Origin of the sequence: Paenibacillus canaveralius, assembly GCF_047238265.1 — a bacterium.
Lineage (GTDB): Bacteria > Bacillota > Bacilli > Paenibacillales > NBRC-103111 > Paenibacillus_F.
In genome coordinates, this window is the sequence record NZ_JBDFMM010000001.1 from 4330694 (window position 1) to 4355616 (window position 24923).

20 protein-coding genes and 2 pseudogenes are annotated in these 24923 nt (G+C 57.0%); 1 reads left to right on the forward strand and 21 read right to left on the reverse strand.

The annotated features are described in order from the left end of the window. Positions 1-54: 54 nt before the first annotated feature. Positions 55-2721, reverse strand: a complete 2667-nt coding sequence (locus ABC395_RS19520) for a valine--tRNA ligase (RefSeq protein WP_413005582.1) — start codon at positions 2719-2721, stop codon at positions 55-57. A gap of 497 nt (positions 2722-3218) precedes the next feature. Between ABC395_RS19520 and ABC395_RS19525 the strand changes: the two genes are divergently transcribed. Continuing rightward, the gene (locus tag ABC395_RS19525; RefSeq protein WP_181024400.1) at positions 3219-3383 is read left to right on the forward strand and encodes a hypothetical protein; all 165 of its coding nucleotides are present in this window, start codon (positions 3219-3221) and stop codon (positions 3381-3383) included. A 68-nt stretch (positions 3384-3451) separates the two neighbouring features. Here ABC395_RS19525 and ABC395_RS19530 read toward each other — a convergent pair whose 3' ends face one another. The 20 genes and pseudogenes from ABC395_RS19530 to ABC395_RS19625 all read right to left on the reverse strand — a co-directional run bounded on the left by ABC395_RS19530 (position 3452) and on the right by ABC395_RS19625 (position 24017). Continuing rightward, positions 3452-4378: a hypothetical protein gene (locus ABC395_RS19530; RefSeq protein WP_413005583.1), complete on the reverse strand. Its 927-nt coding sequence runs from the start codon at positions 4376-4378 to the stop codon at positions 3452-3454. A gap of 43 nt (positions 4379-4421) precedes the next feature. Next, complete coding sequence (locus ABC395_RS19535) at positions 4422-5108, reverse strand: hypothetical protein (protein WP_413005584.1); 687 nt, start codon at positions 5106-5108, stop codon at positions 4422-4424. Continuing rightward, positions 5105-5539, reverse strand: coding sequence for a VanZ family protein (locus ABC395_RS19540; protein WP_413005585.1), 435 nt, complete (start codon positions 5537-5539; stop codon positions 5105-5107). Before ABC395_RS19540 ends, ABC395_RS19535 begins: the two co-directional genes overlap by 4 nt. Positions 5540-5617: 78 nt before the next feature. Next, positions 5618-6970 carry a UDP-glucose 6-dehydrogenase TuaD gene (gene tuaD / locus ABC395_RS19545; RefSeq protein ID WP_413005586.1) on the reverse strand — a complete coding sequence of 451 codons (1353 nt, stop codon included), beginning with the start codon at positions 6968-6970 and terminating at the stop codon, positions 5618-5620. A gap of 1 nt (position 6971) precedes the next feature. Further along, a pseudogene (galU, locus tag ABC395_RS19550) lies at positions 6972-7884 on the reverse strand (UTP--glucose-1-phosphate uridylyltransferase GalU). A gap of 38 nt (positions 7885-7922) precedes the next feature. Next, a complete protein-coding gene (locus ABC395_RS19555; protein WP_413005587.1) occupies positions 7923-9161 on the reverse strand; it encodes a DegT/DnrJ/EryC1/StrS family aminotransferase in 1239 nt (412 codons plus the stop codon). A gap of 383 nt (positions 9162-9544) precedes the next feature. After that, positions 9545-10180, reverse strand: a complete 636-nt coding sequence (locus ABC395_RS19560) for an acetyltransferase (RefSeq protein WP_413005588.1) — start codon at positions 10178-10180, stop codon at positions 9545-9547. After that, positions 10177-10857, reverse strand: a complete 681-nt coding sequence (locus ABC395_RS19565) for a sugar transferase (protein WP_413006773.1) — start codon at positions 10855-10857, stop codon at positions 10177-10179. Before ABC395_RS19565 ends, ABC395_RS19560 begins: the two co-directional genes overlap by 4 nt. 123 nt (positions 10858-10980) lie before the next feature. Continuing rightward, positions 10981-11910: pseudogene (locus tag ABC395_RS19570) on the reverse strand (glycosyltransferase family 4 protein); the annotation flags it as partial. 96 nt (positions 11911-12006) lie between these two features. After that, complete coding sequence (locus tag ABC395_RS19575) at positions 12007-13020, reverse strand: NAD-dependent epimerase (protein WP_413005589.1); 1014 nt, start codon at positions 13018-13020, stop codon at positions 12007-12009. 3 nt (positions 13021-13023) lie between these two features. Then, a complete protein-coding gene (locus tag ABC395_RS19580; protein WP_413005590.1) occupies positions 13024-14211 on the reverse strand; it encodes a glycosyltransferase in 1188 nt (395 codons plus the stop codon). After that, on the reverse strand, positions 14189-14791 hold the full coding sequence (locus tag ABC395_RS19585) for an acyltransferase (protein WP_405082195.1): 603 nt from the start codon (positions 14789-14791) through the stop codon (positions 14189-14191). The genes ABC395_RS19580 and ABC395_RS19585 overlap by 23 nt, the downstream gene beginning before the upstream one ends. Further along, a complete protein-coding gene (locus ABC395_RS19590; RefSeq protein ID WP_413005591.1) occupies positions 14703-15944 on the reverse strand; it encodes a hypothetical protein in 1242 nt (413 codons plus the stop codon). Before ABC395_RS19590 ends, ABC395_RS19585 begins: the two co-directional genes overlap by 89 nt. A gap of 70 nt (positions 15945-16014) precedes the next feature. Beyond that, complete coding sequence (locus tag ABC395_RS19595) at positions 16015-17148, reverse strand: glycosyltransferase family 1 protein (RefSeq protein ID WP_413005592.1); 1134 nt, start codon at positions 17146-17148, stop codon at positions 16015-16017. After that, a complete protein-coding gene (locus ABC395_RS19600) occupies positions 17138-18358 on the reverse strand; it encodes a polysaccharide pyruvyl transferase family protein (protein ID WP_413005593.1) in 1221 nt (406 codons plus the stop codon). The genes ABC395_RS19595 and ABC395_RS19600 overlap by 11 nt, the downstream gene beginning before the upstream one ends. A 1-nt stretch (position 18359) precedes the next feature. Continuing rightward, positions 18360-19712 (reverse strand): flippase, encoded by a 1353-nt coding sequence (locus ABC395_RS19605; RefSeq protein ID WP_413005594.1) that lies wholly within the window; start codon positions 19710-19712, stop codon positions 18360-18362. A gap of 30 nt (positions 19713-19742) precedes the next feature. Next, on the reverse strand, positions 19743-21578 hold the full coding sequence (locus tag ABC395_RS19610) for a polysaccharide biosynthesis protein (protein ID WP_413005595.1): 1836 nt from the start codon (positions 21576-21578) through the stop codon (positions 19743-19745). 99 nt (positions 21579-21677) lie between these two features. Continuing rightward, positions 21678-22361: a CpsD/CapB family tyrosine-protein kinase gene (locus ABC395_RS19615; RefSeq protein WP_413005596.1), complete on the reverse strand. Its 684-nt coding sequence runs from the start codon at positions 22359-22361 to the stop codon at positions 21678-21680. After that, positions 22345-23100, reverse strand: a complete 756-nt coding sequence (locus ABC395_RS19620) for a YveK family protein (RefSeq protein WP_413005597.1) — start codon at positions 23098-23100, stop codon at positions 22345-22347. The genes ABC395_RS19615 and ABC395_RS19620 overlap by 17 nt, the downstream gene beginning before the upstream one ends. Before the next feature lie 149 nt (positions 23101-23249). After that, positions 23250-24017, reverse strand: coding sequence for a tyrosine-protein phosphatase (locus ABC395_RS19625; protein WP_413005598.1), 768 nt, complete (start codon positions 24015-24017; stop codon positions 23250-23252). Between the last annotated feature and the right edge of the window lie 906 nt (positions 24018-24923).

The window sequence follows — 24923 nt, forward strand, 5'->3', positions numbered from 1 at the left end:
TGAATCGCGGTGCTCCCCGCCAACCGGACGGGTGCACCGCGATATAATGCAGGCTTAGGCTTTCAATTCGGCCAGACGGGCAACGACTTTGTCGCGCTTGTCCGCGTAGTCGGCCATTTTCGCTTTTTCTTCTTCAATGACTTTGGCCGGAGCTTTGGCGATGAAGCCTTCATTGGAAAGCTTCTTCTCGATCCGGGTCACTTCCCCGATGAGCGTCTGCATTTCCTTCTCCAGACGGGCCACTTCCTGGGCAATGTCGATAAGTCCCGCGAGCGGCAGGAAAAGCTCCGCTCCCGTCACGACAGCCGTCATCGCCTTATCGGGCGACGCCAAGCCTGCGGAAATGCTCAGCTCCGAAGTGCTGCAGAAACGGCGGAGATACTCTTCGTTGCGGGCAAGAATCGTCTCCACATCCTGGCCGGAAGGCTTGACGAGCAGCTCGATTTTCTTGCTCATCGGAACGTTCACTTCCGCACGGATGTTGCGCACGGAGCGGATAATGTCCATGAGCAGCTCCATTTCGCGCACCGCTTCCGGCGCTTCGAACTGCGCGTCGTACACCGGCCAGGCGGCAAGCGTAATCGTATCGCCTTCGTGCGGCAGATGCTGCCAGATCTCTTCCGAGATGAACGGCATGAACGGGTGAATCAGGCGCTGCGTCCGGTCAAGTACATAGGCCAGCACCGATTTCGTCGTTTTCTTGGCCGCTTCGTCCTCCCCGTACAGAGAGAGTTTGCTGAACTCGATGTACCAGTCGCACAGATCGTCCCAAATGAAGTTATACAGCAGACGGCCGGTTTCGCCGAATTCGTATTGGTCGATCAGCCGGGTCACATCGCGGGCCGTTTCGTTCAAACGGTGCAGAATCCAGCGGTCGGCCGTTCCAAGCTTGCCGCTCAGATCGATGTCCGCGGCCGTGAAGCCTTCGAGATTCATCAGCGCGAAACGCGAAGCGTTCCAGATCTTGTTCGCGAAGTTGCGCGTCTGCTCCACGCGTTCGATACGGAAGCGCAGATCCTGTCCCGGCGTGCTCGAAGTCGAAAGCATATACCGCATCGCATCCGCGCCGTATTTTTCGATAATTTCCAGAGGATCGACGCCGTTGCCCAGCGATTTGGACATTTTGCGGCCTTCCGAGTCGCGGATGAGGCCGTGCAGCAGTACGTCTTTAAACGGAACCTGATCCGTAAATTCCAGGCCGCTGAAAATCATGCGGGCGACCCAGAAGTAAATAATGTCATAACCGGTTACAAGCACATTCGTCGGATAGTAACGCTGCAAATCTTCAGTCTGCTCCGGCCAGCCGAGTGTCGAGAACGGCCACAGCGCGGAGGAGAACCAGGTGTCCAGAACATCCTCGTCCTGGCGGATATTCTCGCTTCCGCAGTGCCCGCAGGCATGAGCGTCCTGCTGAGCGACGGTCACCTCGCCGCAGTCCGCGCAGTACCAGGCCGGTATGCGGTGTCCCCACCAGAGCTGGCGGGAAATGCACCAGTCGCGTACATTTTCGATCCACTGCAGGTAGATCTTCTCGAAGCGGTCCGGAACGAAGTTGACGCCGGTGCCGTTCTTCTGCGCTTCAATGGCGCGCTCGGCAAGCGGCTGCATTTTCACGAACCACTGTGTGGACAAGTAAGGCTCTACAACGGCGCCGCTGCGCTCGCTGTGTCCGACTTGATGCACGTGTTCCTCGATTTTGACGAGGACCCCCTGCTCCTGCAGGTCGGCGACGATTTTCTTGCGGCAGTCCGCACGGTCCAGTCCCTGGTAAGGGCCCGCGTTCGCATTCATCGTGCCAGATTCGTCCATCACGAGAATTTGCGGCAGGTCGTGGCGCTTGCCTACTTCGAAGTCGTTCGGATCGTGCGCCGGTGTGATTTTAACCGCGCCGCTTCCGAAATCTTTCTCGACGTACTCGTCGGCGATCACCGGAATTTCACGGCCGACCACCGGCAGCACGAGCATTTTTCCGATCATATGCTTGTAGCGCTCGTCTTCCGGATGAACGGCAACGGCCGTATCGCCCAGCATCGTTTCCGGACGGGTAGTCGCTACCGTAATGGAGCCGCTGCCGTCTTTGAGCGGATAAACGAGATGATACAGATTGCCCTGGATTTCTTTGTATTCGACCTCGATGTCGGACAAAGCGGTCCGCGCTTTCGGGTCCCAGTTGATAATATATTTTCCGCGGTAAATAAGACCTTTGTTGTACAAGCTCACGAAAACTTCGCGCACGGCTTTGGACAAGCCTTCGTCGAGCGTAAACCGTTCACGGGAATAATCGAGGGAAAAGCCCATTTTCGCCCATTGCTCGCGGATGGTTTCCGCATACAGGTCTTTCCATTCCCACACTTTCTCCAGGAATTTCTCACGTCCGAGGTCGTAGCGGGAAAGCCCTTCTTCGCGCAGTTTCTGCTCCACCTTGGTCTGTGTGGCGATACCCGCGTGGTCGGAGCCCGGAAGCCAGAGCGCGTCATAGCCCTGCATCCGCTTCGTGCGCACCAGAATATCCTGCAGCGTAAAATCGAGCGCATGGCCCAGGTGCAGCATTCCCGTTACGTTCGGCGGCGGGATTACAATCGTATAGGTTTCCGCGTCCGGACGTTGTCCTGCACGGAAATATCCGTTAGAAATCCAGTAGTCGTACCATTTTTTCTCGCTTTGCGAGGGATCGTAGGTTGTCGGCATGGATACCGAGTTTTTATCGCTTGTTTCTGCCATAGTCCATTTCCTCCATTCAAGTACCTTGCGCAGCTGTTCCAGCTAACAAAAAAATCCCTTCGCCGCAAAGGACGAAAGGATGTGCTTCCGTGGTACCACCTTCATTTCACGCCTGCTCCCGATACGAGCGAAACGTGACACTTGAGACGCATATAACGGTGCGGGCCGGTTCACGCTACACTTTCCCGCCTTAAAGCGGATGAGTGCTCACGCAAACAACTCCGGGGCGACTTCGTACGGCCGTTCGTTTCCCTGTGGAACCTTCCAGCGCTGCAATTCCACTCTCTGAAGGGCTCGCCGTCTACTACTCCCCATCCACGTCGATTCAACGTAATGAAAAATGTTTGTAAAGCAAACCGTTAAATTACACTTTATGATAAACCAAACGGACTAAAAACGTCAATCTTTTCAATGCGAAAAGGCTATTACCCATCATATCCATGAAGGCGCCCGCATAAACTGGTAGCGGAAATTTTTATTATCGGAGGGGGATACTCATGCAAAAATGGTGGTGGAAAACCCGGTACACCGTTCGGGGCGTGCTTTTCCCGCTCATCTGTATTCAGTTTGTCCGCACGCTGATCTTTCCCAACGGCCTGGATGTTTTTCTTTTGTTCGTGCTTTTTTTGGCCTATCTCGGGTTTCTTCTGGACGTCTATTAATAATAGAAGGTTTGCGAAAAAAGACGGAAAAAACCGGCAACGCTGGATGCGTCACCGGCCGTACTTTTTTACTTCACAATGGTATCAAGCAGCATGCGGCCCGTCTCCATCTGAATATCGTACTCGCGTTGATACTCGTTGATAATGTCGGTGCTGAATCCTTCATTCTGAAGCGTATTCCGGGCACTGCCCACAATATCCCTGAAATCGGACACGCACTGGGCGAAGCGCTCGGAAGCTTCCTTATAAAGAGTGGATTTCTGATGCGTTGTCCTCGCCTGTGAAAACTGGATCGCGTAAGAAACGAGATCACGCTGGCACGCCGATTTCAGCGCATTCAGCTTCTGAATCGTTTCTTTGTTGATGGAGTCGTACCGGTCGTCACGGTCCTTGCCGCCGTTACCGTTACCTTGACCGTTGCCGTTGTTACCATTGCCATTGCCATTGTTACCATTGCCATTGTTGCCTTGGCCGTTGCCGTTGTTGCCATTGTTGTCGTTACCGTTATTGCCATTATTACCGTTGCCTTGGCCATTCCCTTGGCCGTTGTTTCCATTGTTTCCGTTGTTTCCGTTGTTTCCGTTGTTTCCGTTGTTTCCTTTATCTTGGCCGTTGCCGCCGGTCTGGCTGCCTTTGTCGGTATCCTTGTCCGGACCTTTGTCTTGGCCGTTTCCGTTATTCTGCCCTTTCCCGTTACCGGAATCCGGAACCGGTGTTGGGACCGGTGTTGGAACTGGTGTCGGGACAGGCGTCGGAACCGGTGTCGGGACAGGCTTAGGCTCCGGTTTAGGGATAGGGAACTTCTGATTGGCGCCCGTAAGAATCGGGAGCAGGTATTCATTCAGGAAGCCCCACACGTTATTGGCGAACTGGTCGAAACTCGCACGGGCATTCTGGTTGACCGCCGCTTGCGCATTTGCCTGTCCCGGCTGGAAAGCCGGGGATAACAGGGTCAGCAGCAGTGCGGCCACGAGCGCTTTATTTAACTTTTTCACACTTACACTCTCCTCTTGGCGTGCGTTCTGCCGAAACCGGAGCTTACTCGTTAACGGATTGCCGGTACGACTTGCCTTTGCTTAAGCCGTATTTGCCCGCAATGGCGATCAGCTCGTTATACTCGTCTTCGCTCAGTTTGGCCAGAATAATCGCTTTCGCCTTTTTCTTTTCCTCACGTGACACGCCGTTCTGCATCAGGAGGCTTAGCTGCTTGATGTCGCTTGCCTGCAGCCGTTTCAGCAGCACAGATGTAATTTTCATCCGCTCCGCCCAGGAAATCTCCCCGCTTACACGCTCGGCCCGGTCCGCCGGTATGGCTGCCGGATCTTGGGAGCGGGTCTTCGCGCTTCCGCTCCCGCTTCCGGCCTCCGCCGGTCCGGACGTTCGGCGCTCTGCCTCACCCGGGGACGGCTTGGCGGACGGCACCGCAGATGCGGGAGCTTCCCCGCTGCCCGGCACGGCTTTCACGCCCGGGAAAGCTTCCTGCGGGCGGGAGACGTCCTGCGCGGCCGTACCGGGCGAAGCCGGCACCCCGCCATCCGAATCCGTGCGGCTCTCGGGCGCTTCTCTGCCCGGCGCGGCCGCTTCGGCGTCCTCCCGACCTAAGCCGGCGGAGGCCGCCGTCCGGATTATCTCATCCGAAATCATGTCAGCGGCAAAACTTACCGCCATTCCCGCTAAAAGGATGCCTGTCCCCAGCCAAAGGAACAAGCGGCGTCGTTTGTTCATCTTCCGGCCTCCCGCCTTTTAATCCGGTTGCTTGCCCGCCAAAACCGAATCCCCTCCGGCACCGCCCACACGGCTGCCGCAAGTCCCGCCAAGCCTCCGGCCGTATCCAAGATAACATCCTGTATTGCGCTGGTACGCATTGCTGCAGCCGATTGAACCCATTCATCGCCCGTTGCGATCAAGATGACATACAACAAGGAAAAGAGCAGCCGCTTTCCGCGCCCGTTTCCCATAAGAGAAAGAGCCCGGTACGCAAGTGCGGCAAGTACGGCATAAACAACCAGATGGGCTGTTTTACGGAAAATAAATTCGATGAATCGCATCGGATCGGACTGCGCCCGGATAATCGTATGATGATAGCGCACCGTCACCTGCGGGAAATAATCATGAATCTCCTCCTTTGTGAAAAGTTTATGCAATAAAGGCTGCATGCTCTGCTCGCGAAACGATTAATGAGACCAATGGAAGACGAGCAGCGTCCACAGCAATACAGGCAAATCCACAAAAGCTTAGAGTGAGACGGTTTTGGCCGCACTGGCACTTGCGCTTCCGGTTGTGACGGCGGGGCGCCCGACGGAATAATAGACGAACTCCCGTTCCTTCATCTCCCGGACAGAGAAACAGTTGCGCCCGTCCACGATAATCGGAGCCGTCAGCAGTTGTTTCACACGGGCCAGATCCATTTCGACGATCTCGCTCCATTCCGTCAAAATGAGGCAGGCATCGCAGCCTTCCAATGCTTCTTCAAGCGCCTCGAAATCTTCGTAATACTCGGCGATCTGATTTCGCGCGGCCTGCATCGCGATCGGATCGTAGGCACGCACGGAGGCGCCGAGCCGGACCAGTTCCGGAATAATCGTCAAGGACGGGGCGTAGCGCATATCGTCCGTGTTCGGCTTGAAGGCCAGTCCGAGAACGCCGATCTTTTTGCCCTCCAGGCAGCCGAGCGCCTGCTTTAATTTGTCCACGACGACGAACCGCTGTTCGTCGTTCGCAGCGATAACCGATTTCAGCAGAGAGAAATCGAAACCCGCTTCTTCGGCGATATAAGAAAGCGCGAAGGTGTCTTTGGGGAAGCAGCTTCCCCCATAGCCGATGCCCGCCTGCAGGAATTTAGCGCCGATCCGGCTGTCCAGACCCATACCAGCCGCAACCGAAGTGACGTCGGCGCCGACACGTTCGCAGACGTTGGCGATCCCGTTGATAAAAGAAATCTTGGTGGCCAGAAAAGCGTTGGCCGCATATTTGATCATTTCCGCGCTCTCCAGATTCGTCTGGAAGATGCGGGTGCGGAAAGGGGCGTGAAGATCGGCGATCCGCTTGGCCGCCTTGTCGCTCGTGGCGCCGATAACGGCACGTTCCATATTCATGCAGTCCTCGATGGCAGACCCTTCACGTAAAAACTCGGGATTGGAAACGACGTCGAACTGGACGAACCGGTTTTTCCGGTTTTCCATAATAATCTGCCGGACCTGCTCCCCGGTTCCGACGGGAACCGTGCTTTTGTTCACGATAATTTTGTAGCTGTTCAAATGCTGGCCGATCGTACGGGCAACCTCGTGCACATAGCGCATATCGGCTTCGCCGTTTTCACCCATCGGCGTACCGACCGCGATGTAAATGATGTCCGACGCCTCGATGGCGTCGCCGATTTCGGAAGTAAAAAACAGACGGTCGGCATCGACGTTTTTCTTCACCAGCTCTTTGAGACCCGGCTCGTAAATCGGAATTTCGCCTTTGCGCAGCATCGCGATTTTGAACGGATCGACGTCGCAGCAGATAACCCGGTTGCCGATTTCAGAGAAACAAGTTCCGGAAACAAGCCCTACATAACCACTGCCGACTACAGTAATTTTTTCCATTCTACTTCGCCACCTTACTGATAGGATTGTGAAGCGCAGCATGCTGCTCGTGAACCGATTGAATGTAGCCCAGCAAATCCTGCTGTAAATCCTCGCGCTGAAGAGCGAAATCCAGGGTGGCCTTGATAAAGCCGAATTTGTCTCCGACATCGTAACGGACGCCCGAGAAGTTGTAGGCGACAACCGGCTTCTGCTCGTTCAGGCTGCGGATCGCGTCCGTCAGTCTGGATTTCGCCGCCCGCTCCCGGAGCCTGGTTTTCCAGAATTTCGAAAATTTCCGGAGTCAGCACATAGCGTCCCATAATCGCATAATTGGAAGGAGCCGCTTTGCGCGAAGGCTTTTCCACGAGTGTTTCCAGGAAAAAGACATCCGGCTCGATGGAGGAGCCTCTCGGCGCGATCACGCCGTACTTGGAAACATCCTCGTCGCTGACCCGCTGCACGCCCACGACGGACGAGGAGTAACGGGAATGAATGCGGAGCAGCTGCTTCAGGCAGGGCTCCTCGGACTGTACGATATCGTCGCCGAGCAGAACGGCGAACGGCTCGTTGCCGACGAAGCTGCGGGCGCACCAGATGGCGTGACCGAGACCTTTCGGTTCTTTTTGCCGGATATAATGAATATTCGCCATGTCGGAAATGGCCTGAATTTGTTTAAGTTCTCCGTGTTTGCCCTTCTTGTCCAGGGTTTCTTCCAGTTCGAACGACTTGTCGAAATGATCTTCAATCGCGCGCTTGCCCCGTCCGCTGATAATCAGAATATCTTCGATGCCGGACGAAATGGCTTCCTCGATAATGTATTGGATCGTCGGTTTGTCCACGATCGGGAGCATTTCCTTCGGTTGGGCTTTCGTAGCTGGCAGAAACCGGGTACCGAGACCTGCCGCCGGAATTATCGCTTTACGCACTTTCATGATTCATTCCTCCTTATGGTCGTTAACTGCGGGTCGCTCTAAGCGTTCAAAGCATGAAGCAGAAGGCCGATGACAAAATCCTGATCCGATTCGCTGAGACTCGATCCGGAAGGCAGGCACAAACCTTGTTCGAACAAGCGGTCGGACACGCTTGCTTCCTCTTCGTGCGGGTAGTAGGCGCACTTGCCGTACAGCGGCTGGCGGTGCATCGGCTTCCATACCGGCCGGGACTCCACGTTCTCGGCCGCCAGGCGCGCGATAAGCTGTTCCGTTCCGATGCCGGCAGCGGCCGGATCGACCGTCAGCGCGGTAAGCCAGCGCGTGGAGCGCCCGTATGGGGCCTCGGGCATAAACGAGACGCCTTCGATGCCGCCAAGCGCCTCGCGGTACCGGTCGAACACGGCCCGGCGGGCGTTCACGCGCTCATCCAGCACACGCAGCTGCCCGCGCCCGACACCGGCGAGAATGTTGCTCAGCCGGTAGTTATAGCCGACCTCGCTGTGCTGGTAATGGGGAGCCTGATCCCTCGCCTGCGTTGCCCAGAAACGGGCTTTCTCCAAGGCTTCCAGATCGTCCGACACCAGCATTCCTCCGCCGGAGGTCGTAATGATCTTGTTGCCGTTGAACGAGTAGACGCCGAAACGTCCGAGCGTTCCGCTCGACCGGCCGGAACAGGTCGCCCCAAGCGACTCTGCCGCATCCTCGACAACGGGAACGCCGTAGGCGTCGAGCAGTTCCAGGAGCGGCACCATGTCCGCGCTCTGGCCGTAGAGATTGACGACCACCGCCGCTTTGGGCAGGCGCCCTTCCCGCTTCGACTCGGCGAGAGCCCGCTCCAAGGCGGCCGGCGACATGTTCCAGGTCGCTTCGTCCGAGTCGATCAGCACAGGCTCCGCGCCCTGGTACATGATGGGATTGACGCTGGCGACGAACGTGAGCGAAGAACACAGGACGCGGTCGCCCGGGCCCACGCCCAGAAGGCGCAGCGCCTGATGAATACCGGCAGTACCGGAGCTGAGGGCCACGGCTCCCTTCGAGCCGGTGTAAGCCGCCAGCTCGGCTTCGAACGCGTCCACGTTCGGTCCGAGCGGAGCGATCCAGTTCGTCTCGAACGCTTCGCGGACGAACTTCTGCTCTTCCTCACCGATATGCGGAGGAGACAGGAGAATACGGCTCCGGCCGGTTCCCGGCAGACCATCCGCCGTTCCGGGAACGGCACTTGTTTGCAGCCGTGCGGCGCGGGAAGGTGAAGCATGAGTTTGAAGTTGAGCAGCCATATTCGATCCTCCTTTTGATTGATCCGGTCATTCATTGAAATGGAGTATGGGTGTTCCGTGTTCATCTGTATGTTTCGGACGGTTTAGCCGCCCGTTCTTTCAGCGCGCGCGGGACACGATATATGAAACGAAATTGGAATGATTGCGCTAAACCCCGTCGCACCGGGAACAGCTCATCTCAGCTCAGTTCCCGGTGCAGGAATACGGTGCGGTGCGGCATGTCACCGGTCGCCCGCAAACCTTCCGGCTGCCGGACAGCTCGCTCGGCAGCCGCGAAGCGGCATCGCCGCCCCATTGCCCCGCCTCGGACGGGTCGGTACAACGCGCGCGGATGATCCCGGTGCGCGCTGCGGCCTTCCGCGGCGTTCAGTCCCCTCAGCCGCTCAGCCCTGCCGGATTACCCGGGCAGGCACGCCCGCCGCCGTACATCCGGCGGGGATATCGCGCACGGCCACGGCTCCGGCGCCCAGCGTGCTCCACTCGCCGACGGCGAGGCCCTGGATCACGGAGGCGCCGATGCCGATGTGCGCCCCGGCGCCCACGGTGACACCGCCCGCCAGGGCCGCGTTCGGCGACACATGCGCGTAGTCGCCGATCACGCAGTCGTGCTCCACGACGGCGCCGGTGTTGACGATCGCGTGGGCGCCGATCCGGGCCCCCGCGTTGACGACCGCGCCCGGCATCACGGCGGTGCCGGGCGCCAGGCTTGCGTCCCCGCTCACGACGGCGCGGGGATGGATCAGCAGCGCGAAGCGGCCGGGCTGTGCGCCGAGCGATTCGGCGACTCTGCGGCGGACCGCGCAGCCGCCGATGGCGACGAAGACGCGCAGGTCTTCGTCTTCCGCGAGCATGCGGGCGGCCAGCGCTACCGGTCCGCGGAGCAGGCCGTCCGCTCCGGCGGCCGGAGCCGTGTAGCGGTCATCAAGCAAGGCGGCCAGCTCGTAGCGCCCGCCGGCCCGCGCGATGTCGCGCACGACTTTGGCGTGGCCCCCGTCGCCGATCAGGAGAAGCCTGCTCACGACGGGCTTCCGATACCGGAGGCGGCGCTTCCGGTGTACTTGGTCGTCGTGGCCTGTCCTTCCTGCGACACGCCTTCCCTGCGGACCACTTTAACGGCGGTTAGCAGAAGAATTTTGACGTAAAGGCGGAAGGAGCGGTTGTCGACGTACCACACGTCGAGTCTGAACTTGTCTTCCCATGAGATCGCGTTGCGCCCGTTCACCTGCGCCCACCCGGTAATCCCCGGACGTACCCAGTGGCGCCGCTTCTGCTCATCGGTATACAGGTCCATATACTCCATCAGCAGCGGACGTGGGCCGACCAGGCTCATATCGCCCTTGATCACGTTCAAAAGCTGCGGAATTTCGTCCAGGCTGAGCTTGCGCAGCAGTTTGCCGAATGCGGTTAGCCTGACTTCGTCCGGAAGGAGATTTCCGGATGAATCTCTCTTGTCGGTCATCGTCCGGTACTTGTAGACGTAAAACGGCTGGCCGAAACGCCCCGGTCTTTTCTGCTTGAACAGCACCGGGGACCCCAGCTTCATCCGGACAAGAAGCCCGACGACCGCGTAGACCGGAAGCAGCAAAAGCACGAGAGGCAGTGCGATGGCAAGATCCGCCGTACGCAGGACGGTATGCCCGAGCCATCTTCCGATGCGGCTCTTTTCCTTTTTTCCCGCGCGAAGCTCTGTGTACATCGTTTCCAGCCGCTTGACGACGATCTGTTCGGTAAATTCCCGCTCGATTCTGCGCCGTCCGCCCTGGCCCAGCATGATGCCGTACGCTTTGTTCTCGATGAGTATCCGGAACGCTTTGGCGAGCGCCCCCGTATTTTTGTAAGGAACGAGCAGGCCCGTATCTTCATGCCGGACCAGCTCCCGCGTACCGAGCACATCGCTTGCGACCACGGGTTTGGAAAAAGCCATCGCTTCCATCAGAAAACGAGGAATTCCTTCTTTCTCGGAAGTCAGGACGACGATGTCGGCCATTTTCAGAAAGGCGTACAGGTCGGAACGGTGCCCGATCAGCAGCACTTCCTTTTGCAGACCGAGCTCGGCGATCCGTTCGAGAATCTGCTTTTCCAGCGGTCCTCTGCCGGCCAGCAGACAAACGAAATCCGTAATTCCCTGGCTTTTGAGCAGGGCAAGCGCGTCCAGCAGAAAGTGATGATCCTTCACCGGCTCCATTCTCGCTCCCATGAGCAGAACGGTCTTGTTTTGCGGGACACCGTAGGTCGCCTTTAACGTTTCCAGTTCTTCCCGGCCGATTTTGCCCGCCGCCTTGTCCAGCTTGTCCAGATCGACGCCGTTGCCTTCGTAATAGACGATCTTGCCCGCGTTCAGCGACTGAAGCTTCGACATGTCTTCCCGGTTCTGGGAAGCAAGCGCGTCGCAGAAGTAGGTGCCGATTTTTTCAAGTGTCCGGTAAATCGTATAAGCCGTCTTGGACTGGCCTTCATAGAACGGAAGGCCGTGGCTCGTGTGCATAATGACCGGAGTGCGGGCCAGCCAGGCGGCGGCTCGTCCGATAATTCCCGCCTTGGCCGTATGGGTATGGACGATATCATAGCCTTCGCGCTTGATCAGCCGTCTCATCCGGAGGATCGACCGCACATCTTCCACCGGACGTATTTTACGGTTCATCTGCACGAATTTCAGTTTGAGTCCGCTGTTCTTCATCGCCTGCTCATCGTAGCCTTCCGGGGATGAAATCAGGTGGACTTCATGCCCGGCCCGCTGCAGGACGGACATTTTGTCCGCCAAAATTTTGTGAGAGATAGCCGACGTACAAATATGGGCGATTTTGCTCAAGCGAAGCCTCCCCTTTCCGACTTAGATGCGTTTGCTTTAAGAACCGGCCCCGTAATACCCGACATACCAGTCGGCGAACTTCCGGAGCCCTTCCGAAATGGGCGTCGACGGGCGGAATCCGACATCTCTCTGCAGAGCGTCGATGTCCGCGAAAGTCGCCTTGACGTCTCCCGGCTGCATGGGCTTGAACTCGATATCCGCCCTCGTGCCCAGGCTCTCTTCCAGCGTCCGGATAAACGTCATGAGCTCAACCGGCGAATTGTTGCCGATGTTGTACACTTTATAAGGCGCATAGCTTGTACTCGGGTCTGGATTTTCCCGGTCCCAGTCCTTGTTCGGCACGGGCGGGCGGTCGAGCAGCCTCACGATGCCCTCGACGATGTCGTCGATATACGTAAAGTCCCGCCGCATTTTGCCTTCATTAAACACTTGAATGGGCTTGCCTTCGAGAATGTTGCGGGTAAAAGAGAAATACGCCATATCCGGGCGTCCCCACGGTCCGTATACCGTAAAGAAGCGCAGCCCCGTCACCGGTATCCCGTACAGGTGGCTGTATGAATGAGCCATCAGCTCGTTCGCTTTTTTGGTAGCCGCGTACAGGCTGACGGGATGGTCGACCGGGTCGTCCGTCGAGAACGGCATTTTGGTATTGGCGCCGTACACGGAGCTGGAGGACGCGTAGATGAGATGTTCGATTTTGTAGGTCCGGCACGCTTCCAGGACGTTCAGAAATCCGGTCAGGTTCGAATCGGCGTAAGCCCTCGGGTTCTGGAGGCTGTACCTCACGCCCGCTTGAGCGGCAAGATTGACGGCCACCCGGATGTTATGCTCCCCGAATACCCGGTTAAGCTGCTCGTGGTCGCATAAATCAGCCGTATAATGATGATAATTCGGGTAATTTTGAAGCTGCTTCAGCCTGTCTTGTTTGAGCGTTACGGCATAGTAATCGTTGAGATTGTCGTAACCGACTACCTCCGCCCCGCTTTCCAGCAGCCTTAAAGCCAAATGATAGCCGATAAAACCGGCCGATCCGGTGATCAGAATAGACACTGCCTACACTCCCCTGCTTACATATTGATGAAAAGACTGCCAGAACTCGCTGCGGTCGCGGTCCAGCTTCGTCTTGGTGAAATTAGCCGCTTTGGCAAAATTCCGGCTTGCCTGCTCCAGCATCCAGTCCCGGTTGATGACCGTACCCGTAAGCAGAGCCGCAAGCTGTTTGTCTTGGCCCGGCTTGAACAGGCAGCCCGGGTCGAGAAGCTCGGGAATTCCCCCGGCCGTCGAGCCGATAACGGGACAGCCCCTTCCCATCGCTTCGATCGTGGCTCGTGGAAGTCCTTCCTGAAAGCTCGGCTGGATGTAGATATCCACGCCGTCCAGCCAGCCGAACACCGCGCTGCCGCTCGGAAGGACGCCGTCGAACTGGACGTTCTCCTGCAGCCCCAGGCTGCCCGCCATCGCGATCCACCGCGACTTGTCTCCGTCCCCGAGAATGCGGAACTTGAACGGGGGCAGCTGGCCTTTGATCCGGGCCAGCGCGTTCAGAGCGGTGTCGATGCCCTTAGTTTTGCCGTTCAACGAACCGATCAAACCGATCGTGACCGGCGTTTTCATGCTGCGGATCCGCTCCAGCCTTCTTTGCAGCACGCCCTCGCCCATCTCGGGGAGCTCGACGTTCGAGCACGATTGCGTACGGCCGCTCGGGCACGGGTACCTTTTCTGCAAAAATTGTTCCGTCACATAGATCGCGTAGGGAGCTTCCTTGACGTCGGACTTCGTTTTCCACGTGGCGATCGGCGCGTACAGCTTGCCCTGCACGCTCCCGTAGTTCCACAAACCGTCCCAGGCGCAGGCAACGACCTCGACCGCAAACGGTTTGCCGAGCTTCTTCGCGATGGCGATCGCTTCGGAGCCGATTTCGCTCGGCAGCCGGGCGATCACCGCGTCCGCTTTCATGACCGCTTCCGTCAGTACGCGCTCGACATAGCCTTTTTTCGTAATTTTATTAACGGGATTGCTGAGGGACGGCAGGACGATAAAATTGACGCCCGCTCCGCTCGACAAGCTTTTCTTCTCCATTTCATGGGCGGAGGTCATTCTCTTGCCCCGGGACACGACCGTGAGAGAGTCGAATACGGAAAGATACCTCTCCCATACGGCGTAAGGCAGCTTGCCGCTTGAGTAAAATTTCCCCGAATCCGTAAAGTAAAACGTATGATCATGTGCCCACAGAACGTTCATAGTGACCCTCTTTTCTGATTGACTTAATGATTTTGGCCGGCACGCCCGCCGCTACTGTCATGGAGGGAACCGGTCTCGTTACGACGGCACCCGCAGCGACGATAGAACGGCTTCCGATACTCGCGCCCGCCAAGATCCTGCATCCGCAGCCGATCCAGACATCCCGGTGGATATGGATTTTGGAACAGACGACCGGATTGTCGCGGATGGGCAGAGACTCGTCCTCCCAGCTGTGCTGGAAGGAAATCAGCGAACTCTGGTGCGCGATGGACACTTCATCGTCGATCTGAAGCTCGCCGCACGCGTCCAGGTAGCACTGCTTGTGGATGCTGACATTGCTGCCGATCCGCAGGCGCTCCCAGTATTTGATCTCCACCGACCGGCCGACGAAGACGTTGTCTCCGCAGCTCAGCGCCAGACACTTCAGCAGACAGTACCGCATCGCCACTCCCGCCGTGTCCGGCAGAAGATCGGTCAGCGTCCAGGCGTACTTAAGCGCCGGCCTCGGGAAGAGACGGAGAATGCGGATGACGATGTCCAGCACCGTTTTGAATTTGTGAAACCGGTCTCGGCCTCTCATGGATTCCTCTCCTTTTGTCTCGGATAGACTTCAGCCATTTCAGCGTCCAGCCTGCCGTGTAAGCCTGAAACATATACAGCAGGGGCAGAATGGGCAGCTTCTTGCGCACCATGTTGTCCCCGATCGTGCCGACGCCGTATTCAAGATCCCGGCCCGTTACGGTCATATAGCCGACGAGCACCAGCGTGCAGGCATAAGCGAAGAGCAGCACCACGACAATTCCGTAAAACGCCCTCGTCTCTTTATACCGGATAAACATCAGCACCGCAAAAGCAAGCGCCACGAGCATCGCGACGGCTTCCATGGAACGGTACATCACGTTCGTCTCCCAATTTTCCAGATTAACGGGATTGGGGCTCAGGAACAGGAAAGCCGTCAGCAATACCGCATTGACGATGCCCAGTCCGCCGATTTTGACGGCGAGCACTCCGGCCGATACGACCAGCATGGCGACAGCGGTTTTGAATCTTTTCGTAAACAGCAGATAAAAGCACAGCGTGTACACGATGGCATAGTCGCGCAGGCCGGTTGCATACAGCATCACGAGCAGGAAAACTACGTACTTCCGCTTCAGGAGCAAGTGCGTGCAGTACAGGCCGAGCGCCACGCAGGTGACGTCTTTTGCGAAGAGCGAAGTCATCATCATGAACGACGGGCTGACGAACAGCCCCAGAATGATCCAGCCTTCATACAAGCGGCGGTTTGCCTGCTCATAGCCGAAAAACGACCGGTTCAGCGCATAAACCAGATAAGCGATCCAGATCAGCATAACCGAATTGTACGTGATAATGACAAGCGGATCGGACACGTCGAGAAATTTAAAGAACGGCATATACATCAGCCCGAAAATCGGGTAGGCCGACGAATTGAACAGATAGGTCGAAATATGCTCGAAGGCGTAGTTCAGAAAATCACCCAGTCCCAGGTACGTGACGACCTGCTCGTAATAATGATTTTCGTCGGGCCCCGCCAAGGGAGTCGCCGTAAGCGCATAAACGAACTTCCCGATCAGCATCACGCAAAAGCCGATATACAGCAGGAACGGCTGATCCGGCCAACGGATCATGCAGAAGAGCGGCAGCAGCAGAACGAAAAAAGAAATGATTCCCATACGCTCATCCAGCAGAAAAATTCCTTTTTCCAGAAGCAGCATAAGGAGTACATATCCGATCACAAACAGGTTGCGAAGGGGAGGCGCTCCCTCCGGCAGCCCGGCTGCGGAGCTATGGCGCCGCAGCGTACATCCGCTCCAGTCTCCGCACACTTGTCTGAATGTCGTATCCGCATTCCCGCAGCGCCTCCAGCCGGACGGGCCAGTCCAGCCGCGACCCGGCGGTTTGCTCCCGGATCGCCCCGGCCCACGTCTCGGCCGTTTCGTTCAGGGACAGGCGGCTGACCAGCCCCAGCTTCAGGTCCGCTTCCGCCGGCACCTGATCGGAGATGAGGCAGGGAACGCCCGCAGCCTGCGCCTCGATGACCACGATGCCGAGTCCTTCGTACAGCGAAGGCAGCAGGAAGAGGTCGAAGGCTCCGATCAGCTCGGGGATGTTCTTGCGGACCCCGAGCAGGTGCACATTGTCCGCGATTCCCAGCTCGCGGACCCGGGCTTCCATCTCGCCGCGCAGCGGTCCGTCCCCGATCAGTACAAGCCGGGCGTCCGGACGGGTCCGCAGGAAGCGGGCAAAGATCTCGAGCAGAAACCGGTGGTTCTTCTGCTCGCTGAATCTTCCGATGTGCCCGATCACGGGCACATGAGGGTCCGTGACCCCGACCGCTCTGCGGTAAGCCGAGCGGTCTCTCTCCAGCTGCCCGTAAGGCTGGACCTGGATCGAGTTCGGGAACACGACGACCCGCTCGTCCCGCCAGCAGTCGGGCCCGAAAAGCGCTTCGCAGGCGGAGCGGGAGCAGCCGAGCATCGTCGTGGAGTTGCTGCGGATCAATCCCCGCATATACCTGCGGTAGAGGTTGCGCAGCCACGATTCCCGCTTGCTGTCATGCGTGTTGTGGCTGTGGCTGATTCTTACCGGGACGTTCATCTCACCCGCAAGCTTCAGCACATAGCCGCTGAACTGGTAAATGTGGCTGTGTACGACCTGATACGGCCCGTGTTCCTTCAAGTTGGCGAGGAAAGCACGACGGAAGGCGCGCAGCCCTTTTTTCGGATGGGGCTGCCTGAAGATGCGGCCTCCCAGCTCGATGATCTCGTCATCGTAAAATCCTTTTTCCTCAAACTGTACGGCAAAATGAAATTCATATTTATCCCGGTCAATCGTCCGGTATAAGTTCATCAATAGCGTTTCGATCCCGCCGGGATGCATTTTTCCGACGACGTGAAGAATTTTTGTTTTAGGCTTCATGCAGAATCCTCCCGACGTAAGTAACAAGCTCCCGTTTCTTCTGGTTGACGATCCGGACGGAGCCTTCCTGGCGGCTCTTCTCCGGGACAAGCCCGGCAAGCACCGCTTTGGGGTCCGTACGGAAATCGAGCACGTGCCCGGAGAGGCCCAGATCTTTAAAAATGCTCGCCAGCTTCTTGTCCCAGGCGATGCCGTAGGTCGGCTTGCCGAAGGAGATGGCCGGGATGCACGCATGCAGGCGCTGCGCGATAACCGTATCGCAGTCCCGGATGCTCTCGACCAGATCCCCGACATCGTCCGGATAAGGGGCGAATTCCACGCCTGGCATTCCGGCCAGCCGCGGTTTGACGTACCGCTCCACGAAGGCGTTGTCGGTATCCGCCCCGTTCGTAAAGATCCGGACGCGGCTGCCGCCGTCGGCCGCCCCTTTCGCCAGGCTGTACCACCAATCGGCGCAATCGTCCCGTTCCCATTGGTAAGGGGAATGCCGTCTCATCTCATTGGGGTCCATGATGCCAAGACCGATGGTCCGGGCGGTAACGGCCCCTGCGTCCCCGGCCGAGCGCCTTCCCGGAAATGCTTCCAGGGTAACCAGCGCCGGATCGGACAAAGCCACGGCCTTGTGCGCCAGAGACGGAGCGATGGAAAGTAAATAAGCCAGCGAATCTTCGTCTCGGACTGATATTGTTTTGGCGTAATGCAAAATATCGGTAAACCACTTCCGGGCCAGAAAGCTCCAGGGCCCTCTCATCCCGACGAACACGACGTGAAGCGGCTTGCCCTGTCTCTTCACTTCCCGGACCAGACGGCGCATGGCGATAGGAAACGACAAGTACGTGTCGATAAACAAATGTCCTCCGCCGATCAGCACCGCATCCGCCCGGGTGACAAGCTCGCGGATCTGCTCGCCGAGTACGGCGTCTTTGCGCTTATGGACCGAATACGACTTCATGTAGCGCAGAAAATCCGGCGTCAGCTTTTTTTTCACACTGACTTCGTTCAGTTTGTAGTCGCGCGTTAACGCGGGCCTGCCGGTTTCCCGGGTTGATTCGCGGCTCCCCGCGGGTTCTTTGTACAGACCGGCCGTCAAATCGAAGTTGGTGACGGTATATTCCCCGCACGTGCGGATCAGTTGATTGACGGTCATCGCGATAAGCCCGTCTCCCAGGTTCGTCGAGTGGGGCACACCCGCAAGCAATATATGTTTCACATTAATTCCCTCGCTTTTTGTTGGCGGTCATCCAGGCAAACATTCCAATGGAAATATTCAGCTTCCGCCGGATGACGATCACCATGGCTGTTTTCCAGCAGACGGTGCAGAGCAGATTCGTAACGGCCGCTCCCAGCATGCCGAAGGCAGGGATCAGAGCCAGGTTCAGCACGATGTTCAGAACGGCGGAACCGGCCAGAATCCGTCCGAGCGTTTTCTGCTGCCCCGTCATCGTCATCAGCGTACCCGTCTGTCCGCTGAAAGCGGAGACGAGCTGGCTGGTGGACAAAATCAGCAAGGCCAGCGAACCCTGTTTAAACTCTTCTCCGAACAGGCCGAGAATGGGATCGTTCAGAAACAGGAAGGCGACGTAGATGACGCCCGCAAACAGGAATCCCGCCAGGTTGCTCAGACTGAGCACTTGCTGGAGCTGCTTGTCGTCCTTCTTGGCGTAAGACTCCGAAATAAAAGGAGCCGCCGTCATGTTGATGGCCGTCAGGCCGAACGAAACGAGCGTCGCGATCCGGACGGCCGCCCCGTAAATCCCAGCCTCGGTCGTCCCTTCCATCCAGCCGAGCATCAGCACGTTAAGCTGGCCAAGCACGAGGTACATGCCCGAGACAAACATAAGCGACAGGGACACGTTCACCCATTCGCGGGTGTTGTAGGCGGTGCCGGCATCCCGGATCTGCGGGGTCAGTCTGCGCTTGAGCACCCAGGCGCCTATGGCGTAAGAGACGGCCATGGCGGCCAGGAAGAGCAGCATCGCCTCACCCGCTCCCGCCTTCGACTCCGCGAAGGCGTTGTAGAGGAACAGCAGCGCGATGAACACGACCGGGCGGATGATTTTCTCCGGCAGCTGCGCGTGCAGCATCTCCTTCAGCGCCTGAAGGGAGCTTTGGCGGAGCAGGGCCAGGGCCATCACCGGTATGCCGAGCAGTCCGGCTATGTAGGTGTAGAGCAGTTCGCCGTTCATGGTGCCGCTCATCAGGAGCACGACGAGAAGCGATATGACCGTAACGGCCAGCGACAACCCCGCCGTGATCTGATTCGCCCGGCGGAGCAGGCCTTTTACCTCCGCCCACTGCCCGTGCGCCCGGTAGGACGAGACGTAGCGGACGATGGCGGTGTCGAACCCGAGCTTCGTCGGGAAAACAAGGAACGTCACTACGGTCGTGACGAACGAATAATAGCCGTAGCTGACGGCGCCCAGCTGTCTGGCCAGCAGGATTTGCAGAATCAGCGCGATGCCGATTCCCCCCACGTTGACCAGGAAGGACAGCGAGCTGCTTTTCATCAGCATTTTCGATAAAGAACGCTGTGTAAGTGGTTTCGCGGTTGTATTGGTACTCATCCCGGATTCAATTCCATTCCTGCTTGAGTTTTAAGAAACATTGCGGTAGGTCGGCACCAGATGCTGAAGCAGCGCGCGGATTTCATCGGGATCGCTGCCGAGCACGCGTTCGAGACGGCGCATTTCGAATTCCAGCTCTGTCCGGTTGATGTTCATCGGCTTTCCGATAAAAATCCGGTCGTGCATCGTGGAGGACATTCCTTCCTCGCTGGTCAGCAGCTCCTCGTACAGCTTCTCGCCGGCGCGGATACCGGAAAATTCGATATCGATGTCGACGTTCGGCTCGTAGCCGGAAAGCCGGATCAGGTCGGTCGCCAGATCGACGATTTTCACCGGTTTGCCCATGTCCAGAATGAACACTTCGCCGCCTTTGGCGAAAGCTCCGGCCTGAATGACGAGCTGCACCGCTTCGGGAATGGTCATAAAATAACGCACCATCTCGGGATGGGTTACCGTCACCGGGCCTCCCCGGGCGATCTGGTCCTTGAATCTCGGAATCACGCTGCCCCGGCTGCCCAGGACGTTCCCGAAACGGACGGCCACGAATTTCGTCTTGCTGTGCTTGTCCAGACTCTGGATAAACATTTCCGCGATCCGCTTGGTCGTTCCCATGATGCTCGTCGGGTTGACCGCTTTGTCCGTGGAGATGAGCACGAAACGCTCCGCACCGAATTCGTCCGCGCATTCCGCGACGTTTTTGCTGCCGAACACGTTGTTCTTGATCGCCTCCGACGGGTTGCGCTCCATGAGCGGCACATGCTTGTGCGCTGCGGCGTGGAAGACGACCTGCGGGCTGAACTCGCGGAACACGTCCGCAATGCGGGTCCGGTCCTGCACATCGGCGATCACCGTTTCGATCGGCAGGTTCGGGAACAGCCGGCGCATTTCCATTTCGATGCCGTAAATGCTGTTCTCACCGTGGCCGAGCAGGAGCAGCCGGGCCGGTTTGAACGGGGCTACCTGACGGCAGAGCTCGGAGCCGATAGACCCGCCCGCGCCGGTAACCAGCACGATTTTGTTCTGCACGTAATCGGCGATATTTTGTAAATCCGTCTGGATCGGATCACGTCCGAGCAGGTCTTCCACCTGCACGTCGCGCATCTGGTTCGCCGCCATTTTTCCCTGGATGTATTCCTGGATTTGCGGAATGATTTTCAGACGGGCTTTCGTCGTTTTGCAAATATTGATAATGTCCGAAATCTGCGTCTTCGACACCGAAGGCAGCGCGATGATGATATCGTCGATCCGCTGTTCTTCCACGATCCGGGGAATATCGAGGCGGGTTCCCATAACCGGTATGCCATGCAGTTGGAGCTTCTGTTTGTAGGGATCGTCGTCCACGAAGGCGACCGGCTTCATCATGAAGCTGTCGTTGTGTGCAAGCTCCTTCACGAACATGACCCCGCAGCTTCCGGCTCCGACGACAAGCGTCCTTTGGGCGGGTTTGCCGCCGCGGGATTTTGAGCTGCCGTAAAAATTGTCGCAGAACACGCGCCATACAAATCGTGAACCGCCCAGCATCAGCAGGATGCCATTCAGATTCTGGAGGAACATGTACAGCGTAATCTCGCCCGCAGACAGGAATGACGTCACCGCATACGAAATCAGGCAGGATACGATGACCGCTTTGGCGATCGCTACCATCTCACCGACGCTGGCATACTGCCAGATCCGGTTATAGAGCTGGAAGTAGAACATCGCGCATGCCAGCGAGATACCGGATACCAGTGTGTAGAGCATAATGACACTCATGACTTCCTGCGGAATGCCGCCCCGGAAATGCGCCAGGAAAGTCAGGTAAATGCTCGCCCATACGATAATCATGTCGATCAGGACAAGCATGGGCGTCCGTTTAGAATAACTCATCTTTTCCCCTCCCCATAGTGTTGAAAACCGTTTTGATCAAAGGATGATGAATCTAAATGGATAATGGATAATGGATAAAGCCGCCGTTTCCCAAACCAGTCAGCTGCTGTAGTCGTAATACGTATTCATCTTGGCATCCTTGCGGGCGACTTTGTTCAGTACGACGCCCAGGATTCTTGCATGGACGAACTGCAGGCTGTCCCGCGCTTTCTGCACCAGCTCGCGTTTGACGCCGCCCGCGTTCACGACGAGCACGACGCCGTCGCACTGGGTCGCCACGACCTGAGCGTCGCTGACGGCAAGGACGGGAGGCGTATCGACCAGAATCACGTCGAACTCCTGTTTAAGCCGCTCCAGCAGATCCGTCATCCGCCGGGAACCGAGGATCTCGGACGGGTTGGGCGGCACGGTGCCGCAGGTCATGACGTACAGGCCCGGGATGTCCGTCTCCTTGAGCGCTTCCTCCACTTCGGCCTGCCGTGTCAGCACGTCCGTCAATCCGGTGCGGTTCGAGAGGCCGAACGTGCGGTGAGCCGTCGGCTTGCGCAGGTCCGCGTCGATAAGCAGCACCTTCTTGTCCGTCTGGGCGTACACGACGGCCAGGTTGTCTATTGTGGTGGACTTCCCTTCCCAAGGGCTGGCCGAGGTGACCATCAGCGTCCGGATTTCTCCGTCCACCCCGGAATACTGGATATTCGTCCGCAGGGTGCGGTATGTTTCGGATATCGGCGACATGGGATTGCTGTGGGCGATAATCGGCCGCTGTTTACTGGATTGGGACACCGGATGCTTCACCTACTTTCTTCCCGAGCGGGGTGCGTTTGGGCTTCATATCTCCGGCCCGTATTTCCGGGACGGCTACCAGGGTCGGAAGGCCGAGATAATGCTCCACGTCTTCCTCCGTTTTTAGGGTGTCGTCGAAATATTCGAGTGCGAAAACGAGTCCGATCGCGAACATGAGCGAAGCCAGAAAGCTGATGGCCACGTTAAGCGGCACATTCGGCTTGACCGGCGCCGGCGTTTTGGCCGGGTCCGCTTCATGGAGTACGAAGACGTTGTCGATTTTCATAATGTTCGGAATCTGCTTCTGAAACATTTGCGCCACCGTGTTAATCATCTGGGCCGCTTTGGAGTAGGAAGCATCTTGAAGACTCAGCGTAAAAATTTGCGTATCGCTGACCGAACTGAACTGGATGCGCCTCATGAGATCGTCGGAGGTCACTCCGTATTCCGGATGCTCCTTGACGACAAGATCCATAATCGCCGGCGTTTTGATAATTTCTTTGTAAGTGTGAATCAGGGAAATATTCGTGTTAATCGCATTCATATCGAGCCTCAGCATTCCCTGGTTGTCCGCAGGGGAATTCACGATCAGCTTTGTGGAAGCCTGATAAACGGGCTTCAAGTAATATTTGCTTACGACGCCGGTAATGAGACAACCCGCCGCCACGATCAGCAGAATGAGCCACAATCTTTTACGGAGGACAGCCAAATACCGTTTAATTTCAAAATCTATACTCACCGAATTGAATCCCTCGCTTTCCTTTGGTATCCGTATGACGCGGCCCGGATGAAGGCTTACGGGCAGCCAGCCGCCGCTCCATACGCTTCATCGCATTAAAACAATGGTTAATTGCCGCTTTGTAACCCTAAAGCACAAAGGTGCGCCATCTAGCGGAACATCGCAAAAAGCCTTCGCGGCCGGCTTGAGACCGGCTCCAGTTTTTCCAAGGGGAGATCGTTCGCTACCCGGATGGCGTTGCGGCGGCAGTATTCCGCATAATCACGGCCTATCTTCGCTTCTATCTTCGCGTAGGCTTCGCTCAGCCTGAACGGTCTGCGGACCAGATCGTGCGCATCCGACGCAACCAGATGGATCAGCCGGCGGGAACAGAGCTCATAAGCGAGCGACTGTACTTTCGAGCCGAATGTACCCAGGATGGAGTCTGAGGTAAGCTGAAACACCGCCCCCCATTCCGCCAGCCGCAGCAGCTTGTCGGGATCTCCCGCCACCTCGGCGTTCCTCTCCGGATGCGCAAGGACGGGGACGAGCCCCAAAACCGAACATTCGTGGCAAATCTCGGCCAGCTCCCCGGGAAGGGAGTAAGCGGGACATTCGATCAGCAGATACCGGGTTCCTCCGAGCGTCAGCAGCGTATCCTCGTACCAGTCGTCAATCAGATTCGGGGTAACGCGGATCTCCTGGCCGCTTTTAACGTGAAGCGGAATATTGTGCTCCAGCAGGGAGGCATTCAATTCTGCAACCGCTTCTTCTATTTCAGCGGGAGAGGTGAAATATCGGCTTGTCCGGTGGTGAGGGGTAGCGAATACCGTCGATATTCCATTCGACACCGCCATTCGCGCCATTTCGAGTGAATGCTCCAGGCTGCCTGGTCCATCATCCAGACCGTGAAGGATATGGGTATGGATATCAATCATTCATTTTCCCTCCAGATCCGAATGTTACTAAAATTATGTCACAAATCGTATGGATTGCATGAGGGTGTATAGTTATAAATTCATGTAGTTACTACTGCTTATTTTGCAAAGCGAAGTATGAGCTGGATTTCCTGTTTGTTTTTGTTTTTATTTATCACATTTTCCAGTTATTTATAATTTTTTTCGAGTATTTTACGGTTAAAATGCTTTCTACAGAGGCTTGTAAGGTACAACGAATCAGACCTTTGTCTCTACGCCGTAACTGTCCGGACATGTTTCATTTTCACGGTAAAAGTTCCCCCGTACTTGTTAAAGACTGGCCCCGCGGGCTTTCAGGGGGTCGTAAACGTATTTTTAACAGTTGCTACCAAAGACAGGTCCCAGGGAAAGCCATTCGGCTCAATTTTCGATTTGGGGGTGGGACGGGGTAACTAGGCTAGGTCTTAGGGACGGATTTAGGGGCGGAAAAAGAGGGACATTTAATTCCCACAATTTTACTTGGAATAGTCCCGGCTTGTACCTACCTCCTCGGGAAACCGGGACAAACTCCTTTTTTTCGTCCCATTCTTCCGGGCAATACCGCTACTAAATTCCCTCCCCGTGTGAGCTGCGCATGCGAAAAAGCCGAGATGTGGCTCTCCCGTGAAGTCTCAACCCCGCGGAAACCGCCGTTTTTCGGCCGATTCAGGTTATATTAGCCTCTCGGCAGTGACTTAGGGCACAAGGAGGCGCACGCCTTCCTTCTTTCAGCCCAATCCGACACGGTCTCAAGAGCTGTTTTTTGCAAGCGTTTCCATTCAAATTTTTAGGGGCTTCTCCTGTACTTTCCTTTTCATAACCCAAAAGTCTGTCCGGCTTCCCACCGGCAAAAGAAAAAAGCCGCACGCGGCGGCTCCTCTTTCAACC